Here is a 17219-nt window from a genome sequence, read left to right as displayed (position 1 = left end):
GCGGGCCCGGGAACGGGCCGACGCCCTCGCCCTCATCGACGCTCAGGTACGCCGGCGGTAGGCGCGTACGGCCAGCGGCATGAAGAACGCCAGCAGCCCGACCGACCACAGCAGGGTACGCATCACCGGCCCGGCCACCGGCCCGCCGAGCAGCAGGCCCCGGCACGCCTCCATGGCGTGGCTGGCCGGATTGATCTTCACCCAGGCCTGCAGCCAGCCGGGCAGGGTGTCGGTGGGCGCCACCATGTTGGTGCCGAAGGCCAGCGGGAACATGGTGAGCGTGACGATGCCCTGCACCCCGGCGGCGTCCCGGGACACCACGCCGGCCAGCACGTAGCCCCAGCTCAGGCAGAAGCCGAAGAAGACCGTCAGGGCGCAGGCCGCGAGCGCCTGGAGCAGGCCGGTCTCCACCCGGAAACCGAGCAGGTAACCGAAGGCGAACACGGTGACCAGCGAGATCACGTACCGGACCAGGTCGCCGACGACCGAGCCGATCAGCGGCGCCGACCGGCCGATCGGCAGGCTGCGGAACCGTTCGAAGACCCCGGTGCGGATGTCCGCGTTCAGGCTGACGCCGGTGATCATGATGCCGGAGATGATCACGGTCATCACCAGCGCCGCCGGGAAGATGAACTGGAGGTACTGCTTGGTGTTGCCGGAGACCGCGCCGCCGAAGAGGTAGACGAACATCACCAGGAAGATCACCGGGATGAGCACCGCGTGGGCCAGCCCCTCCGGGGTGCGGCGCACCTTGGTGAGGCTCCGCCCGGCCAGCGCGAGGCTGTGCCGGAGCAGCCCGTACGGGCGCCTGACCGGCTCGGGCGCGGTGCCCGTGGACTGGCTGGGAACACTGGTCGCGGTCACGCCGCCACCTCCTGTTCGCGCTCGGGCGCGGCGGTGTGCCGGCCGGTGAGGGTGAAGAACACCTCGTCCAGGCTGGGCAGCCGCAGGGACAGCTCGGTCACCGCGATGTTCGCCGCGGCGAGCTGGCGCACCACCTCGGTGAACGCGGTGTCGCCGACCACCGGCACGGTGAGCACCCCGGGACCGATCTGGTCGGGCGCGTGCCCGGCGACGCCGGCGAGGATCGCCTCCGCCTCGCTCGCCTGGGCCAGGTGAGCCACGCGCAGCTGGATGGCCTGCCCGCCGACGATCTGCTTCAACTCGTCCGGGCTGCCGTTGGCGATCACCTTGCCCTGGCCGAGGACGACGATGTCGTCGGAGAGGGTGTCCGCCTCTTCGAGGTACTGCGTGGTGAGCAGGACGGTGGTGCCGTCGCCGGCCATCGTCCGGATCATCCGCCAGACCTCCTCCCGCTTGGCCGGGTCGAGCCCGGTCGTCGGCTCGTCGAGGAAGATCACCGAGGGTCGGCCGATCATGCTGGCCGCCAGGTCGAGCCGGCGCCGCATGCCGCCGGAATAGGTGCCCACCCGGCGGCCGGCCGCCTCGGTCAACTCGAACCGCTCCAGCAACTCGGTGGCCCGGGCGGTCGCCTCGGCCTTGCGCAGGTCGAGCAGCCGGCCAATGAGCACCAGGTTCTCGGCGCCGGTCAGATCCTCGTCGACCGAGGTGTCCTGCCCGGCGATGCCGATCAACCGGCGCACCCGGGCCGGCTGGCGCACCACGTCCACCCCGCCCACCGTGGCCGTGCCCGAGTCCGGACGCAGCAGGGTGGCGAGGATCCGTACCGCCGTGGTCTTGCCCGCGCCGTTGGGGCCGAGCACGCTCAGTACCGTGCCCGGGCGGGCCGCGAAGTCGACGCCGTTGAGCGCTGTGTTCGTGCCGAAACGCTTGACGAGGGCCTCGGCCTGGAATCCGTACTGCATGCTGTCGATGCTGGCAGCGGCCGCTGGCAGAGCCCGCACAGATCGCTGTCATCTGCTCCCGCGGCCCTCATCCCTCGACGCGGCGACGGGCCGCAGGAGTGGGCCCCGGCCGTGCAACTGGCGAGGATGCGTAGAAGTTCATGCGTGTCAAGATGCGATGGCGGGCGTAGCCGACACGCAGACAGTGGGCCGCGTCGGGAGCTGCGGTTGGGCAGCCTGGGCGGTGAACGGGCAGGCCTCCGTATGGTCGGCTTCGGCGCGTCGCCGACGGGAACGAACAACAGGCCGGGGTCGACCGGGTACGGGCCGACCTGCCGGCGCGCCATTGAGCGCCGAAAAGGAAATGCTTGGCGGTAGAAGCGAGCCGACGAGCGGCGGAGCGGCGGCGACCATGCGGCAAGAGAGCGACGCCACGCCTTTGCGATGCCATTACCTCTCGATGCTCTCTGAGAGTTCATGGTTCTTCCTTCCGCTTTGGGATTGACGTTTGTCTGCCGGCACCGCTGGCGCACCCCCGACATGGTGAAGAAGGCGATCTTCAGCAAGGGCGGTACAAAACACGCCGCTGGCACTCTCGCATTGAGCAATATAGAAGACGAAAACCCGGTTGGTGTTGGCATAACTTCGGGAGGATCTGCTCCGCGCCGTACGTCCGGAAGGCCCAGACCATGACGCAAACAGCCAGGATGCCGAAGCAAAGGATGCTCTTGTGGCTCAACGGACCCCATCACAGGGCCGCCCTCAACGTTTTCTTGGCCGTCACGCTCGGGCACTGGGCAGAGCACCTCGTGCAGGCGTACCAGATCTGGCTGCTTGGGTGGCCCAGGCCGCAGGCCCGCGGCATCCTCGGCCAGTTCTACCCTTCGCTGATCACATCCGAGTGGCTGCACTACGGCTATGCGGTCGTGATGCTGGGCTTCCTGTTTCTGCTGCGTCCCGGGTTCGCCGGGCGGGCCCGCACTTGGTGGACCGTGGCGCTGGGTATCCAGTTCTGGCATCACATCGAGCACTTCCTGCTCCTGATCCAGGCACAGACTGGGCACAACTTTTGGAGCAAGCCGGTACCGACCAGCCTGCTGCAGCTCGTCTACCCGAGGGTTGAGTTGCACCTGTTCTACAACTCGATCGTCTTCATCCCGATGGTGATCGCGATGTACCTCCACCTGCGTCCGAGGCCCTCCGAGTTGGAGGCCATGGAGTGCAGCTGTGTCGGGCGCCCGAACCAGCCGCTTGCCCTCGCGTCGCATGCGGCGTGATCTTCGGCTGCGTGCCGGCCGACTGGGCCGGCACACAGCCCGGCTGGCCGCCGTCGTGATGGTGATTCTGGCGGCGCTGCCGGGCGTGGCCAGCGCAGACAGCTCGCTGGTCTCGGCGGAGCCGGCGTCGGGAGCGGTACTGGCAGCTCTGCCCGACAAGGTCACCCTGCGCTTCGCCGGTAAGGTGTGGGGGGACGACTCGCACGTCGCCGTCTTCGACGCCGGCGGCGGTGAGCTGGCAGACGGAGACGTTCAACAACCTGGCCCGGAGCAGCTGCAGCTCCCCATCCGGCTCACCGCGCCTGGTGATTTCACGATCGCCTACCACGTCATCTTCCTCGACGGCAGCAGCGCCACCGGGGTGTACCGATTCAGCGCCGGCACCGGCGCGGCGCCGGCGCCGCTTCCCGCCGTGGCGGCACAACAGACGATGATCGCATCCGTCACGGGCCACCAGCATCAGGTCGACGCGGCAAGCGCGGTCCTGCTGGTGATCGACGGCGCTGTTCTGGTGGTGGTGCTTTTCCTGATGTGGGTGCGCCCGCGGCACAAACGGCCGGGCGCCGCGAGGGCATGGCGTTACCGCGAGGGGAACTCACCCTAGTCCAGGGCGTACGCAATTTCGGTGAGGTACCGGCCATAGTCCGACTGGCTCATCTGCGCGCCCAGCCGATAGCAGGCGTCCGCGTCGATGAACCCCATCCGCAGCGCGATCTCCTCGAGGCAGGCCACCCGCACGCCCTGCCGTTTCTCGATGATCTGCACGTACTGGCCGGCTGCGAGGAGGGAGTCGTGGGTGCCGCAGTCGAACCATGTGTTGCCGCGGCTCAGCCGGATCAGCCTCGCCCGGCCCTGCTTGAGATACTCATAGTTGACGTCGGTGATCTCCAGCTCACCGCGCGCCGACGGGCTAATGCGCCGGGCGATTTCGACCACCTCGTTGTCGTAGAAGTAGAGGCCGGTGATGGCGTTGTTCGAGCGGGGGCGCAACGGCTTTTCCTCGATGGAGACGAGCATGCCCGAACCGTCGACCTCGCCGATGCCGTACCGCTCAGGGTCGGAGACCGGGTATCCGAACAGCGTGCAACCCGCTGCCGACGCCGCGCACTCCTGCAGCAGCTGAGCGAAGCCGGCACCGTGAAAGAGGTTGTCGCCGAGGATCAGGGCAACCCTGTCGTCGCCGATGTGGTTGGCGCCGATCGTGAACGCCTCGGCGATGCCTCGCGGCTCGTCCTGTACGGCGAAGGAGAGCCGCAGGCCGAGCTGGGCGCCGTCGCCGAGTAGGCGGCGCATGAGTGGCATGGCGGACGGCGTCGAAATGATCAGGATGTCGCGGATGCCGGCAAGCATCAGCACGGAGAGCGGGTAGTAGACGAGTGGCTTGTTGTAGACCGTGAGCAGTTGCTTCGACGTGACCCGGGTCAACGGGAACAGCCGGCTGCCGGTGCCCCCGGCCAGGACGATTCCCTTCATGCCGCCTTCCCTCCGCTCGCCTCGGCGCTCACGTCCGGAACGTCACTTCATAAAAATATAGCAAACGTCCTTGATGGTCACATCGTGGCTGGGCACCATGGCAAGAATGAGGGCCATACCGACCGACGTCTGGGATCCGTTCTCCACAGAGACACTGGAAACTTCACCAGCGAACGAGCCGCAACGCGCCGCCTTCGTCGAGCGGGCGCGTAACGTCAACACTGACGTGCGGGAATCGGTCAGCCGGGCTATCCAGGGCACGTTCCCGCGGCAGGTGGCTGTCCTGCTCGAGGCCGTCGTCACCTGGATCTGCGGCTGCCCGCACCATGGCCAGAAGCCCCTGGTGCGTCGGAGCAAGCTCGTCTACACGATCGAGGCGTTCGGCGGCTTCGCGCTCACGGTCGCCCTCGGCTGCCTGGCGGTCTCCGCACGGCTGTGGTACCTGCTGCCAGTCCTGTGGCTCATCCTGGCCGGGCGCACCTGGGCGCTGTTCAACATCTTCCATCACGCGACGCACGACACGCTGTTCGAGTCGCGCCGCGTCAACCGCACCCTGGCCTTCTCGGCGTCGCTGGTGTCCTTCTCATCGTCGCTGGATTCGTACCGCGAGGAGCACATCCGCAGCCATCACACCCGCGCGATGTGCACCTACCAGGACCAGGAGGCGGTCTTCCTGCCACTGGGATTCCCTCCCGGCATGCCGAAGCGCTACTACTACCGGCGCTTGGCCTATCTCATCCTCACTCCATGGACCTACCTGCTCTACACGCGCTACCGGCTGTGGGACTGGCAGCGCGGGGAGCCGTGGCACCGCAAGGCCGCGGTGTGGCTGTTCGCGGCGTCCCTGGTCGCCGGCGCGTATCGATTCGACCTCCTTCCCGAGCTGCTGCTGGGCTACGTGGTGCCACTGTTCGTGGTGTTCAACGTGACCGGCTTGGTGGGCACGTTCAGCGAGCACCACTGGGGAACGCTGCTCGACCAGCCCGCCCGGCTGCGCCTCGTGTTGCTCCAGCAGAGCCGCTTCCTTCTGGACGCGGCGCCGAGCCGGACGCTGCCGACTGGCCGGCGGATCGCGGCATGGGCCCTCTGGTGGATCCGGCTGCTGGGCTACCACCTCCCAGTACGGGTCGCGGTGCTGCCCGGTGACTCGATCCATCACGACCACCACCACCGGCATCCGCGCACCGAGCAGTGGACGATGAGCACGTACGAGCGCTTCGACCACCTCGAAAACGGATGCCCAGGCTTCACCAACTACCCGCACATGCACGCCTGGTCCCTCGGCGAGGCGATAGACCGCGTGTTCACCCGCATGTCCGCAGCGCCTCTGCCGGACCCGGCGCTCGACCTACCGCAGACCCGTGCGCTGCAGCGGGCCTTCGCACACGCTCGCGGCCGTTCCGCCTACCCGGACGGTGGTCAAGGTGGCGCCGGTGCGTGCCTCCCGGCCACCACACGCCCGACAGCCGGTGCTTGGCGGACATATGGCGGGTAGTCGCCATTGATGGTATCGACCGTTGGCCCGGCATCACCTCTGCGATGCCGAGAACAGCAGGAGACCACAGGATGCCGGGCGTTACGGCCAGGGAAAGCCGCCCTGGGGCTGAAGGTGGGGACCGGCCGCTTGTTCGGCGTCCCGGGAGAGGCCTCTCTTGTCCTGATATCAGAAGTCGTATCAGGAGCCGGCGGCCTCGGGACCGGGCACCTTTCGGTGAGTTTGGACTACCGCGGCCCGGTCGGTGTTGCGCCGGTTCTCCGGCACCTGGCTTGCCGCGACGAGACGCCGCAAGGGCAGCGCCCGCGTGCCGATGAAGGCAGCCTCCATTACGGAGTTACGCCACCCCACGAACACCCGTGACGGCAGCGACACCAGAGAAGGGCGGTGCCGCATCACCCAACGGACCGCAACGCAGCGGCTTTCCGGCACCCGAACTCGTCTCCTACGCCTGCCCCGGCGTTCTGTAGGCCCCGACCGGCTGGAAACCCACGCCGACCTTCAAGAACGGGTATGAATGCGGCCCGTCACCCGTCCCTGTCAGCCGTGGCGCAGTTCCTGCATCGGGTGCCCGACGTAGTACACGCCCTCTTCGTGGTTGCCGTAGTAAGCGTGGAACCCGACCCGCAGGTACAGGGACACCGGTGTCCGTCGCGGTGCGGTGTCGACCGGTCGGCCGAGCCGTACGGCCTCGAGGAACGCCGGGACGTCGTACGCGAACGGCTCGTCGGCACGGTGGTAGTACGCCTCGCCGTCGACGTACTCGACGGGGAGGTCGATCGGCGATGCTGCAGGAGGGTCGAAGACCGGCCGGGTCAGCTGGTCGTACCGGAACACCTCGGTCAGCAGTTCGGCGTGCTTTGTCGGCAGCTGCGGCAGGATGACCTCGGTCCACCACGCGGTGAGCAGGGTGTCTAGCTCCGGCTCGCCGTACAGTTCGCGCAGGAAGGCTGGAACGGCACCTGGCTGGCGTTCCAGCCGTGTCGCCAGCGCGTTCAGCCGGACTGCTGCCGGGTGCGTGGTGCCCTCGAACCATTTGATCATTCCACGGATCACGGTGGACTGTGTCAGGCCGGCCAGCGCCCGCAGCGGCGCCCAGATGTGCCGCAGCACCAGGTGCTCCGCCATCGCCCGCGCCCAAAGGATGAAGCGCTTCATCTCGAGGTTTTCGGCGACGGTCATGTTCTGGTGGGCCAGCACGTACTCGAAGTCGTCGCTCTCACCGCGCACCGTGCGGAAGCCGAAGCGCTCCTTGTTCTCCGAATACTCGGTATTCGGCAACAGCAGCAATGGATACACCGCGATGCGGGTCATGTACGTGGCCAGCTTGTCATACCCCTCGAAGAACGAGTTGACCGTCTCCCCAGGGGAGCCCCAGATAAGTTCCGCGTAGCAGTCGAGGCCCTCGTCGCGTAGCCAGCCGACGAGATCCTCCCAGTCGTTGAGCTTCATGTTGCGCCGATGCATCAGATCCAGCGCGGGGTCGTTCAGCGTCTGCAGCGCTAGCGTGAAAGAGCTTCTCATGCCCGCCGCCTTCATCCGCCGCACGATGTCGTAGAACACGGCGGACTTGTTTTTTGCCCAGGACCCCTCCACGGACTTGGGGTAGCCGTACTTATCGCGAGTGTGGATGACTTCCTCGACGAAGCTGAGGTCCTGGCGCAGCAGCCCGATGTTGGCATCGCAGAGCACCACAGTGTGTACCTTGTAGTGAGCGAACACCTCCAGCTCGGCGCGCAGCCGGTCCATCGAGAACGCGCGGACTTTTTGCCCGACTGCGCCCCCCCAGTAGCAGAAGGCACACCGGTACGGACAGCCGCGGTTGGTCTCCATGAGCGCCACGTCGTACCGAAACTCCCCACGATGGTCGGTCATGGGGATGGCGCCGGTCAGGAACGGCGACGGGATGTCGTCCAGATCCTTTATTCGCTCGGGCGCCGGCGTGGTCATCACCTGTCCGGGCTCGACGAGCACGCTGATACCGCCGACGTCGGTCAGCTCCTGCGGCTTGCGCCCGGCCAGGTAGGCCAGCAGCAGGTCCCGGAAGACGAACTCGCCCTCGGTGTTGACCACCACGTCGACCTGCGGGTACTGGCGGTAGACCCGCTCGGCCTGGTTGGCCACGTGCGTGCCGCCGTAGACGACCCAGCCGTCCGGGCGGATCTGCTTGAACGTCTCGGCCAGCGCCCCAAACGCGTGGTAGTTCCAGCCGAAGACGGAGAATGCCAGCACGTCGGGGGCGCCGCCGCTGAACATCGTCTCCGCCATGACGGTGACGGTGTCCCCGCCACCGAAGTTGAGGATCTGGATGTCCATCTCATCGCGTATCGGTTCGCAGGCGAGCGCCGTCGCCTTCAGGTAGCCGGCGGCGAGCGGCATGGACTCCTTGGGCATGTCCCAGATGCCCTGTTGGACGATCCAGACGATGCGTTTGCGTGGCACGTCACTCACCGTCACTCAGGTTGTACGGCGCCGTGCCCGCCGGCCCGGCGCTCTGCCCGGGCCTGCAGGAACCAGCGTGCCCACCAGTAGAGGCCCCGGGCGAGGCACACGGCGGTGAGCGCGAAAAAGAGCGTGTAGACGACGTTGAAAAGCATGAGGATGCCGTAGACGATGCCGACGCTGGAGCCAAACATGAACTGCGCCCGCCCCGACCTCGGCGTCGTGCCCGGGTCGGTGATCATGTAGTTGGTGAACAGCACGAACGCCACGCCGGTGACCACGGCCAGCGCCGTCCAGAGTTCGACATCCCAGATGTAGTGCCGCAGCAGCGCCTGGATGACGAACGAGCCGACCCAGCCGGCGATCAACGGGATCTTCTTCGTCAGCTGGGCGTTGATGACTGTGCCGGCTGTCGCGATGACCAGCGGGATGTAGAGCGAGAACACGTCGGGGATCTGCTCGGTGAACTCGTACGGCGGGGCGATGGCGATCCACGACGAGAAGACGAGAAGCGTCACCGTGATCCCGAAGTTCGACGGGTTCATGAAGTGCCGCATCTTGCCGTAGATCGGGGCCCGCAACACGTACTTGGCGCCGATAGCCACGACCACCCCGAAGGCCACCGCCCCGAACCGGTCGTTGGTGTACAGCAGCATGTTCACCGCGAGCGCGGTGATGTGCGCCGGCAGCAGGTAGGTGTAGAGCCCGCGCGGCCCGTTGCCGAGGAAGGCCGGCCGGCGTCGGGCGCCCCATGCGGAGGCCAGCTCGAGGAGTAGCTCGACCGCGTACCCGGTGGCGACGGCGAGCAAGGGGAAGGCCCAGGGTTGCTCGAAGCCGAGAACGGTGTAGCCGAGAACGTTGAAGACCGAGATGGAGATCGCGAAGTTGCGTAGCGCCAGGTACCGAGGATCACGCTGATTCTGGCTCGGTGCTGGGGGCGCCGAAGCGGGCGGCACCGCCGGGGCGTCCCACTCGCGTAGCTTGAGTGGGCTGCCGTCGATGCGTGCCTCCTGTGTGTCGGTCATGCCACCTCCTGGGCGTTCGTCGTGAGCATGAGGTCGTGCCAGCCAGGGGCGAGGTCGAGCGCCTGCTTGTGCACCGAGCCGGCGGTGTCTCGCCAGCTGAGCTCGGCCTTCACCGGCTTGCCGGCCGCCTCGCCGAGACCGAAGAAGACGTCGAAGCTGCGTTTGCCGGAGTGGCCGCCACCGCCGTCGAGCTGGGCCAGCTGCACCCGGCCGTCGGCCATGGTGATCCGCACGACCGCGCCGTAGGCTGGCGTGCCGCGGGACGGCGCGGGCTGACCGGGCGCGGCCGTGGCGGGACGGTAGAGGCGAAGGCCCAGGAAGTCGCCGTGGGCGGCGCGGGTGTTGTGGTAGAAAACCGGAGCGCCCCACTGGCGGGCCACGGCGAAGTCCTGCGCGCCGTTTCCGGTGGTGTCCGCGACCGCGATACCCCGGGTGGGGCCGGAGACGTCGACGCCGAGTTCGTGGCTCAGGTTCACGAACCGGCCGTCGGACTCCTTGACCCAGAACGCCATCGGCTGGTTGCCCGCGATGTCGTCGCCCGCCGCCGCTTTCGGCCACATAGCGGGGTTGTCGAGGAGAACGTCGTTGGTCATGGCAAGCTCCTGGAGCCAGGCCCAGCGGTCGATGTCCCCGTTGATGAACCCGGTCGTCTGCACGATCGAGAGATTCCCGCTGTTGTCGAAGTCGGCCATCTTGGCGTCCCAGCCCCAACCGGCCCACGCCACGTGCATGTCGGATGCCTTGTTGTCGAACGGGGCCGTACCCTCGCTGAGCTTCGCCCGGGCTTCGGCCGCGTTCGCCGCGTTGTTGGCCCAGAGGAAGTTGCTTTCTTGCAAACCCCACGAAGTGGTGATGTTGCTGACGAACATGTCGAACCGGCCGTTGTGCTGTAGGTCGCCGAAGTCGATTCCCATTCCCTTGAAGGAGTCGTGACCGAGAACGGAGGATTTCGGCGTCATGGCGCCGCGCTGGCCGGTGGTGAGCTGGAACCGGATGTGCCCGGGCGTCGACACATTGTAGAAAAGGTGGTCGTTGCCGAAATCATTGGCGACGTAGAGTTCCGGCAGCAGATCGGCATCGAGATCCGCTGACGAGGCGGCGAGCGTCCAGCCGGTGGCCACGGCGGGATCGAGCGCACGCGGCTGTTCCTCGTACGAGGCCGACGGCGCGACGCCGGTGGTGGCGGCCGTCCAGCGCAGGATGTGCGCCCCGCCACCGTTTGTCGCGTGCGACATCGAGTGGTTCATCTGCACGTTGGGCTGGCCGGCCGGGTTGAGTACCTCGGAGTCCGGGAAGTAGTTGAAGACGCCGATGTCCGGGTGGCCGTCGCCGTCGTAGTCCGCCACCGTGACGGCGTTGGTGTTCCACAGCAGGCCGTGGTACTTCCCGTCCCCGGACGTGGCGGCCGCGGCCGGTATCAGCTCGGTCGGCACGTATGCGGATGGGCTCAACGCCGCCGCGCCCGGACGGCCCATGAAGAGGACGGGTGTGCGTCCCCAGTAGTACACGAGCAGGTCGATCCGGCCGTCCCCGTTGAAGTCCCCGGGTGCGCAGCCCATGGGCGCCATGGTGCTGCTCGTGGGCAGCGGAGCGGGGTCCAGGACGAACGGCGTGTAGCGACCGCCGGTGCCGGGCACCGGTGTGACGATCAGCGAGTCGCTACGGGAGTCCACGAGGCACAGGTCGTCGGCCACCCCGGTGCCCTCCAGGTCGTTGACCGCCACGGCGGCGCCGACGGAGGAGATCCAGGCCTGAATTTTTCGATATTCGGGGTTGACCTGGCGGATGGTGTTGCGCGGCAGGTTCGGCGGCAGAGCGATGGGAAGCTCGGTGAAATGGAAGCCCGCTGCCAACGATTCGCGGGTGGCCGCGGAGGCTGCGGGTAAACGCGCAATCGTGAACGCCGCAAAGACCATGACGAGGACGAGTACGCTCGGCAGGAGCCGGCGGATCGCGTCGGTGGTTTGTGATGGCACAGGTCCCCCTAGGCGCCGCGGTTGGTTCGGCCCTTACGCATTCTGCCCGTTCGCGGGGAGGTGGGGTTCTCGGGAATTGCTTTTGTTGTGGCGCAATTCGTGTGGGTAATTGCCCGGAATGGACGGCAAGGGCTATGCGGCGGCCCACGGTGGGCTGACCGCCGTCACCGTGCCGTTGGGAAGCCAGGTGGCGGAGGCGACGGTGGAGTGATGCTGGTGCGGTTTCAGCAGCGGATCGCCGGGTACGAACACGCGTGACGCGGCGTAGAGGCGAACCGGTGTGGCGTCGAGCCCAGGACCGTGCCATCCCTCGTACCCGGCCGCGGACGGCGACTCGCCGGGGAAGCGGGTGCCGAGAGCCCTGAGGTAGGCGTGCGACGTGGCCGCCCGGGGATCGAAACGCAGCGGGATGAGCTGCCCCGCCGGCTGGGACAGCAGTGGCGAGTTGAGCAACCATGGCGCAAGGTACACGGCCTCGGCGCGGGTGTTTCCGCTCGCGACGTCCCGCACCGCGCGGTCCCCGACCGCCCAGCCGGCCAGCACCATCAGCGGTTTCCCCTTGGCGTCCGAGGTCGTCTCGACGCGCAGACGCGTGGCTTCGCCTTCGACGACGGCGGCTGCCGCGACACCGCGCGGCGAATCGTCCGTGACGAGCCCCATCGCGGTCGTGCCACGCTCGGCGATGAACCGGACTGTCGCCCGCAACGCCGCGGCGTCGGCCGGGCCCAGTTCGTCGGCCGGGCAGGACAGCAATCGTCCCGGGTGCGCGGACAGCAGCCGTCCGAGCGCCTGGCTGGCGCATTCGGGACCGTCGGGGCCGCGTAGGTTGGGCGCGGTCCGGTCGCTACCCGTGTCGACGGTGAGCCACGCGCCCTGGCGGCCGTCGCCGATCCACAGTCGGGTTCGACCAGCGGGCAACTGCACTTCTGCCCAGGTGTTGCCGGCTCCCGGCCGGGTGGTGGCCGCCGCCGCGTGCGCGGGATCCGTGCCCACCATGGTGGCGCCGGGGCCGAGGTGAACCAGGTTCCAGCCGGGCCGGCCGGGCGTGACGAGGACCGGAACCGGCTGCCCGGCCACGGAGACCGACGCGAGTACCGGTTCGCCGGCGGGCGGCGGTGCCACCGGACGTGCGGCTGCGCCAACGGCGGCGAGGGCGACGAGGCAGGCCACGCCGACCACCTGCGCCCCGGCGGGGACGGTATGGCCGCGAAGCGTGGACGCCAGCCACGCGAGGCAGACGAGGGTCAGGATGCTCCGCGTGGTGGCGATCACGGACGTCCAGCCGTCACCCGGTGTCAGCGAAGCAGGGCCCAGGAGCAGCTGCCCGCACCAGGCGGCGGTGAGGGCGATCGCACCGGTCAGGGCGAGAGCCTTGGTCAATCTGGTCGCGGTGCCGGAGGGCGCGCGGACGGCGCCCAGCCAGAGCGCGGCCGCGACCTCCTGGATCAGGCCCACTGCGACTCGTACGGGGTCCGGCCCGCCCGCCAGCGCACCCCCGACCGAGCAGGCGACCAGCAGGCCGGTTGCCAGCGCGAGGCGGGGCCGGGCGAGCGTGGACGGTACGGCCGCGACGGTGCCGGCCAGGACGATGGCGCCGGCCATCGGCAGCGCCCCGGGGACGGCGAGCAGGACCAGGGCCGTGGCCGCGATCCCGGCTGCCACGCGTATCAGGCCGCGGGGCGGCCGGTCCGATCCGGTGAAGGGACGCAACATGGCGGTGCCGGCCGCGAGTGCGGCGCCGGCCTCAGCGAGGACGGTCAGGCAGATGGTGGCGGGCAGGGGTGCGGTCATGTCGACGCTCCACGGCTCGGTTACCCCGGCACTCTAGATTATTAAAGAGAACTGGTCCACGGCCGCGTTTGAGCAAGCCGATCTCCTAGACTGGTTGATAAATAGGTAGTAGCGTGCCTGGCAGCCTACCGCGTCCTTCACCCACCGCTAGGTCTCCAGGAGCGTCCCATGCCTGTTCTCAAGGCCTTTCTTCCACGCCTCCGTCGCCTAGGTGCCGCGTTGATCGTCCCCGTCCTCCCGATGGTCGCGGCCGTCGGGCTCGGCCCGGTACCCGCCGCAGGCGCCTCGGTCATCTCGTCCAGCGTCCGCGCCTCCGACGGCCAGATCTACCGCATCACCAACCACCTCACCCCGCTCGGCCGGCAGGCGCTCGGCCCCAGAGTCAGTCACAAGGAATGGCTCCTGGTCTGGGCCGGCGACCTGAGCAACAACGAGCCCGACCCGACGACGACCTCGGAGCCGGACTTCCTCGCGGTCATCGACGCCACCAAGGGATCGCCCAGCTATGGAACGGTGGTCAACACGGTCACCGTCGACAACGTCTTCGGCAACGAGCCGCACCACCTGCAGTACCAGTGGCACAGGGGTGACAAGGTGTACGCCAGTGGCCTGTTCACCGACACGACGTTCATCTTCGACGTCAAGCGTCTGCCCGAGGTGCGGCTGAGCGGGATCACCCCGCCCTCAGCCACCAAGTGTGGCACCGCGCCCGCGAGCTACCACGTGCTCTCGGACGGCACCGCGTACGGCAGCATGGTCGCGGCCGGTCCTACCGAGGGCCCCTGCCGGTACACCGATGGGCAGGTGCGGGTCGGCAACGGATCCTTCGGTACGCCGGGGGAACTGGTCCACATCGCTCCCAATGGGCAGGTGCTGGCCGAGATCGCGACGTCCCTGGCCGACGGTGAGATCGGCACCCCGATCCCACCGTCACCGCTGTTCCCCGACGCGCCGCCGACGGACACCTGCGTCGACATTCCCGCGCTGCCGCAGCCCAGCTGCGCCAACCCCTATGGTCTCGCCGTGCGGGAGGACCTGAACAGGATGGTCGTCACCGACTTCGCCGAGCCGCGCAACACCATCGGGGGTCACCCGTCCCCCCTGTTCAGCCTGCGGGACACGGCGCGCGTCATGGACATTAGCAACCGCAACCGCCCTAAGCTGGTGTCGCTGCAGCACTTGCCGCAGGGGCCGCGGGTCGAACCGGACGTCCGAATGACCGAGGGCATCGGGCCCCTGGAGTCCGCGGTGACCCATCTACCGAACCACCGCGGCGCCTTCGTCGCGACCGCCAACGGTGCCATCTACTACACACCGGACATCACCGCGGCGACCATGCAGTGGCGCGAGGTGTACGACGACTCGAACGCGTTCGCCCGGCTGTTCCCGACCGACACCCCGACACCGAATGCCGACGCGGGCACCTGGATCCAGGTGAGCCCGGATGACCGGTACCTCTACCACACGGTGATGGGGGGCGGTGCCTTCTCGCCGGGCGACACCCACACGGGCATGCTCTACGCCCTCGACATCCGCAAGCTGCTGGCCGCCGACAATGACGTCGCCTGCAAAATCGACACGTTGGCCGAGGTCGCGGCGGGCGGTGCCGAGCCGGACTGCCCGACGCTGGCCAGCGTCGTACCGATCAGGGATGAAACCACTGGCGGTCCGCAGGCCGCCGTCATGGACACCTTCCACCTCGGCAACGACGGGTTCTACCGGGAAGACGACCGGGTCGGCCGGATCGCGCTGTCGGACTACTGGACGGCGTTCACCAACCACGACGGCAACCACACGGTCTGCATGTTCACGGCCGGACCGGGTGGCCAGCTCGCCCCGGACACCGCGTTCAAGGATGAGGTGCTCGGCACGCCGTGCGTCGACTTCAAGCGCGCCGGCTGGCCACACGGCGCCACCGGCGAGGCACGGCCGCATGGGCTGCTTTTCGTCGTGGCCGACAAGGACCTGCGCTAGCCCAGCTCACGACTCCAAGGAGCAGCCATGAAGAGAGTCAGCCGCAAGCCGTGGGCCCGGCGCGCCGGTGCCGCCGCCACGATCATCGCGGTGCTTTTCGGCGCAGCCGGCGCCGACTTCGGAACGGTCGCCCTAGCCCAGGGCGTCGACACGAAGGTGTTCAGCGTTCGCGGCCCGGACGGGCAGGAATACCACGTCACCAACCACATCACCGGCGAGATCCGTCGCGAGTTGAATCGGGGCCGTCCGCACGAGTGGCTGCTGGTGTGGGCCGGCGACGCGAGCGCGAACCAGCCCGATCCCACGACGTCGAACCCGGACTTTCTCGCAGTCGTCGACGTCACCAAGGGGTCGCCCACGTACGGGCATGTGGCCAACACGGTCACGCTCGGGCCGCTGACGGGCAACGAGCCGCACCACCTGCAGTACCAGTGGCACAAGGGCGACACCGTGTTCGCCGGCGGCCTGCTGTCCGACGTGACATACGCCTTCGACGTCAGCGCACTGCCCGAGGTGCGGCTGCGGGGCGTCGTGCCGTCGACCGCCACCCCGTGCGGCTCGCTGCCGGATGCCTACCACATGCTCTCCGACGGCACGGCGTACGCCACCTACCTCGGCGGCCCCGACGTGTCCGGCGCGTGCCGGTACTCCGACGGGCAGACCCGGGTCGGCAACGGGTTCGGCGGCAGCCCCGGTGAGGTCGTGCGACTCAGCGCGACCGGTGAGGTGCTGTCCGAGGCGCCGGCCGCATCGGCCACCAGCGAGGGTCCGACCTGCGGCAACATCCCCGCTCTGGCCACGCCCACCTGCGCCAACCCGCACGGCATCGCGGTACGTGAAGATTTGAACCGAATGGTGACCAGCGACTTCTCGGAGGCGCGCAACCTCATCGGCGGCGTGATGCCGAGCGGTCCGCCGATCATCCGGGACACAGTGCGTGTCTACGACATCAAGGACCGCAACCACCCCAAGGTCATCTCCGTGTCCCACCTGTCGCCAGGCCCGCGTCCGGTGCCGGATCCGATCCTCGGTGAGGGGTACGGCGTCATGGAGACCACGCTGACCAACGCGCCGCAGCACCGGGGCGCGTTCGCCGCGACGCTCAACGGCGCCGTGTACTACACGCCCGACATCACCATGCCCGACCCCCAGTGGCGTGAGGTGTACGACGATCAGACGGCGTTCAAGGCCCTGATCCCGACGGACACGCCGACCAGCGCCATCGACGGCGGCTCCTGGCTGCAGGTGAGCCCGGACGACCGGTACCTCTACCACCTAGTGCTCGGCGGCGGTTACGGCTCGCCGGGCGACACCAACACGGGCATGCTGTACGCGCTGGACATCCGCAAGCTGCTCGCCTCCGGTCACCGGGTCAAATGCCATGTCGATACCGAGGCCGAGACCTTCAGCGGCGGGGCCGAGAGCGACTGTCCCACCCTGGCCGGCACCGTAGGCATCCACGACGAAACCTACGGCGGACCGCACTGGGCCACCATGGACAACTTCCGGCTCGGCCCCGACGGCCGGTACCGGGAGACAAAGCAGACGCAACGGATCGCCACGTCGGAGTACTTCATCGCCGCCACCGGCACAGACGGCAACCACAAGGTCTGCATGTTCGACGTGGGTGCGGCGGGGCAGCTGACCGTGGACCGAGATTTCCGCGACGAGAACAGTGACACCCCGTGCCTGAGCTTCAACCGGCCGGCCTGGCCGCACGGCACCACCGGAGACGCACGCCCGCACGGACTGCTGTTCGTAGTTGGCGCCAAGGACCTCCGCTAACTGCTCGACGAAGGCGGGGCACCGGCAGAGCGCCGCTGCCCCGCCTTCACATCCCCTAGACGAGTAAGTCCTAACTCAGGACGGGGCTGCGGATGCAGCGAAGGGTGTTGATGATCCGTTTGTGACGACAGACATCAACACCCTTCTCACCGCACTGTACGTGAAGATCGACGACT

12 protein-coding genes are annotated in these 17219 nt (G+C 68.1%); 5 read left to right on the top strand and 7 right to left on the bottom strand.

The window, feature by feature from the left end:
* Positions 1-42: 42 nt before the first annotated feature.
* Together ACWEVO_RS10015 and ACWEVO_RS10010 are read right to left on the bottom strand one after the other, a co-directional pair.
* On the bottom strand, positions 43-864 hold the full coding sequence (locus ACWEVO_RS10015; RefSeq protein WP_452307190.1) for an ABC transporter permease: 822 nt from the start codon (positions 862-864) through the stop codon (positions 43-45).
* The gene (locus tag ACWEVO_RS10010; RefSeq protein ID WP_452307189.1) at positions 861-1826 is read right to left on the bottom strand and encodes an ATP-binding cassette domain-containing protein; all 966 of its coding nucleotides are present in this window, start codon (positions 1824-1826) and stop codon (positions 861-863) included. Before ACWEVO_RS10010 ends, ACWEVO_RS10015 begins: the two co-directional genes overlap by 4 nt.
* A gap of 668 nt (positions 1827-2494) precedes the next feature.
* Between ACWEVO_RS10010 and ACWEVO_RS10005 the strand changes: the two genes are divergently transcribed.
* The gene (locus tag ACWEVO_RS10005) at positions 2495-3082 is read left to right on the top strand and encodes a hypothetical protein (protein ID WP_452307188.1); all 588 of its coding nucleotides are present in this window, start codon (positions 2495-2497) and stop codon (positions 3080-3082) included.
* Entirely contained in the window at positions 3072-3686 is a 615-nt protein-coding gene (locus ACWEVO_RS10000) for a copper resistance CopC family protein (RefSeq protein ID WP_452307187.1), read from the top strand. The genes ACWEVO_RS10005 and ACWEVO_RS10000 overlap by 11 nt, the downstream gene beginning before the upstream one ends.
* On the opposite strand, the gene rfbA is transcribed toward ACWEVO_RS10000, so the two are convergent.
* A complete protein-coding gene (rfbA, locus tag ACWEVO_RS09995) occupies positions 3683-4555 on the bottom strand; it encodes a glucose-1-phosphate thymidylyltransferase RfbA (protein WP_452307186.1) in 873 nt (290 codons plus the stop codon). The genes ACWEVO_RS10000 and rfbA overlap by 4 nt on opposite strands.
* A 106-nt stretch (positions 4556-4661) precedes the next feature.
* Between rfbA and ACWEVO_RS09990 the strand changes: the two genes are divergently transcribed.
* A complete protein-coding gene (locus ACWEVO_RS09990) occupies positions 4662-6050 on the top strand; it encodes a fatty acid desaturase (protein WP_452307185.1) in 1389 nt (462 codons plus the stop codon).
* Between the two features lie 540 nt (positions 6051-6590).
* On the opposite strand, the gene ACWEVO_RS09985 is transcribed toward ACWEVO_RS09990, so the two are convergent.
* The 4 genes from ACWEVO_RS09985 to ACWEVO_RS09970 all read right to left on the bottom strand — a co-directional run bounded on the left by ACWEVO_RS09985 (position 6591) and on the right by ACWEVO_RS09970 (position 12948).
* On the bottom strand, positions 6591-8501 hold the full coding sequence (locus ACWEVO_RS09985) for a KedN5 family methylcobalamin-dependent radical SAM C-methyltransferase (protein ID WP_452307184.1): 1911 nt from the start codon (positions 8499-8501) through the stop codon (positions 6591-6593).
* A 2-nt stretch (positions 8502-8503) separates the two neighbouring features.
* The gene (locus ACWEVO_RS09980) at positions 8504-9517 is read right to left on the bottom strand and encodes an enediyne biosynthesis protein (protein ID WP_452307183.1); all 1014 of its coding nucleotides are present in this window, start codon (positions 9515-9517) and stop codon (positions 8504-8506) included.
* A complete protein-coding gene (locus ACWEVO_RS09975; protein ID WP_452307191.1) occupies positions 9514-11433 on the bottom strand; it encodes a CRTAC1 family protein in 1920 nt (639 codons plus the stop codon). Before ACWEVO_RS09975 ends, ACWEVO_RS09980 begins: the two co-directional genes overlap by 4 nt.
* A 192-nt stretch (positions 11434-11625) precedes the next feature.
* Positions 11626-12948 (bottom strand): hypothetical protein, encoded by a 1323-nt coding sequence (locus ACWEVO_RS09970; protein WP_452307182.1) that lies wholly within the window; start codon positions 12946-12948, stop codon positions 11626-11628.
* Between the two features lie 555 nt (positions 12949-13503).
* Here ACWEVO_RS09970 and ACWEVO_RS09965 point away from each other — a divergent pair.
* On the top strand, positions 13504-15258 hold the full coding sequence (locus ACWEVO_RS09965) for a hypothetical protein (RefSeq protein WP_452307181.1): 1755 nt from the start codon (positions 13504-13506) through the stop codon (positions 15256-15258).
* Positions 15259-15285: 27 nt separating this feature from the next.
* Positions 15286-17043 carry a hypothetical protein gene (locus ACWEVO_RS09960; protein ID WP_452307180.1) on the top strand — a complete coding sequence of 586 codons (1758 nt, stop codon included), beginning with the start codon at positions 15286-15288 and terminating at the stop codon, positions 17041-17043.
* Positions 17044-17219: the final 176 nt, after the last annotated feature.

The organism is Micromonospora sp. NPDC003776, from assembly GCF_053605645.1.
The sequence above is the reverse complement of the archived record's forward strand: the minus strand, read 5'-3'. Positions and strand labels throughout refer to the sequence as shown.

Excerpts from the sequence above, each read along its gene's own strand:
- ACWEVO_RS10010 (WP_452307189.1), bottom strand. The coding sequence starts at position 1,826 with ATGCAGTACGGATTCCAGGCCGAGGCCCTCGTCAAGCGTTTCGGCACG.
- rfbA (WP_452307186.1), bottom strand. The coding sequence starts at position 4,555 with ATGAAGGGAATCGTCCTGGCCGGGGGCACCGGCAGCCGGCTGTTCCCG.
- ACWEVO_RS09960 (WP_452307180.1), top strand. The coding sequence starts at position 15,286 with ATGAAGAGAGTCAGCCGCAAGCCGTGGGCCCGGCGCGCCGGTGCCGCC.
- ACWEVO_RS09975 (WP_452307191.1), bottom strand. The coding sequence starts at position 11,433 with ATGGTCTTTGCGGCGTTCACGATTGCGCGTTTACCCGCAGCCTCCGCG.
- ACWEVO_RS10005 (WP_452307188.1), top strand. The coding sequence starts at position 2,495 with ATGACGCAAACAGCCAGGATGCCGAAGCAAAGGATGCTCTTGTGGCTC.
- ACWEVO_RS09980 (WP_452307183.1), bottom strand. The coding sequence starts at position 9,517 with ATGACCGACACACAGGAGGCACGCATCGACGGCAGCCCACTCAAGCTA.
- ACWEVO_RS09990 (WP_452307185.1), top strand. The coding sequence starts at position 4,662 with ATGAGGGCCATACCGACCGACGTCTGGGATCCGTTCTCCACAGAGACA.
- ACWEVO_RS10000 (WP_452307187.1), top strand. The coding sequence starts at position 3,072 with ATGCGGCGTGATCTTCGGCTGCGTGCCGGCCGACTGGGCCGGCACACA.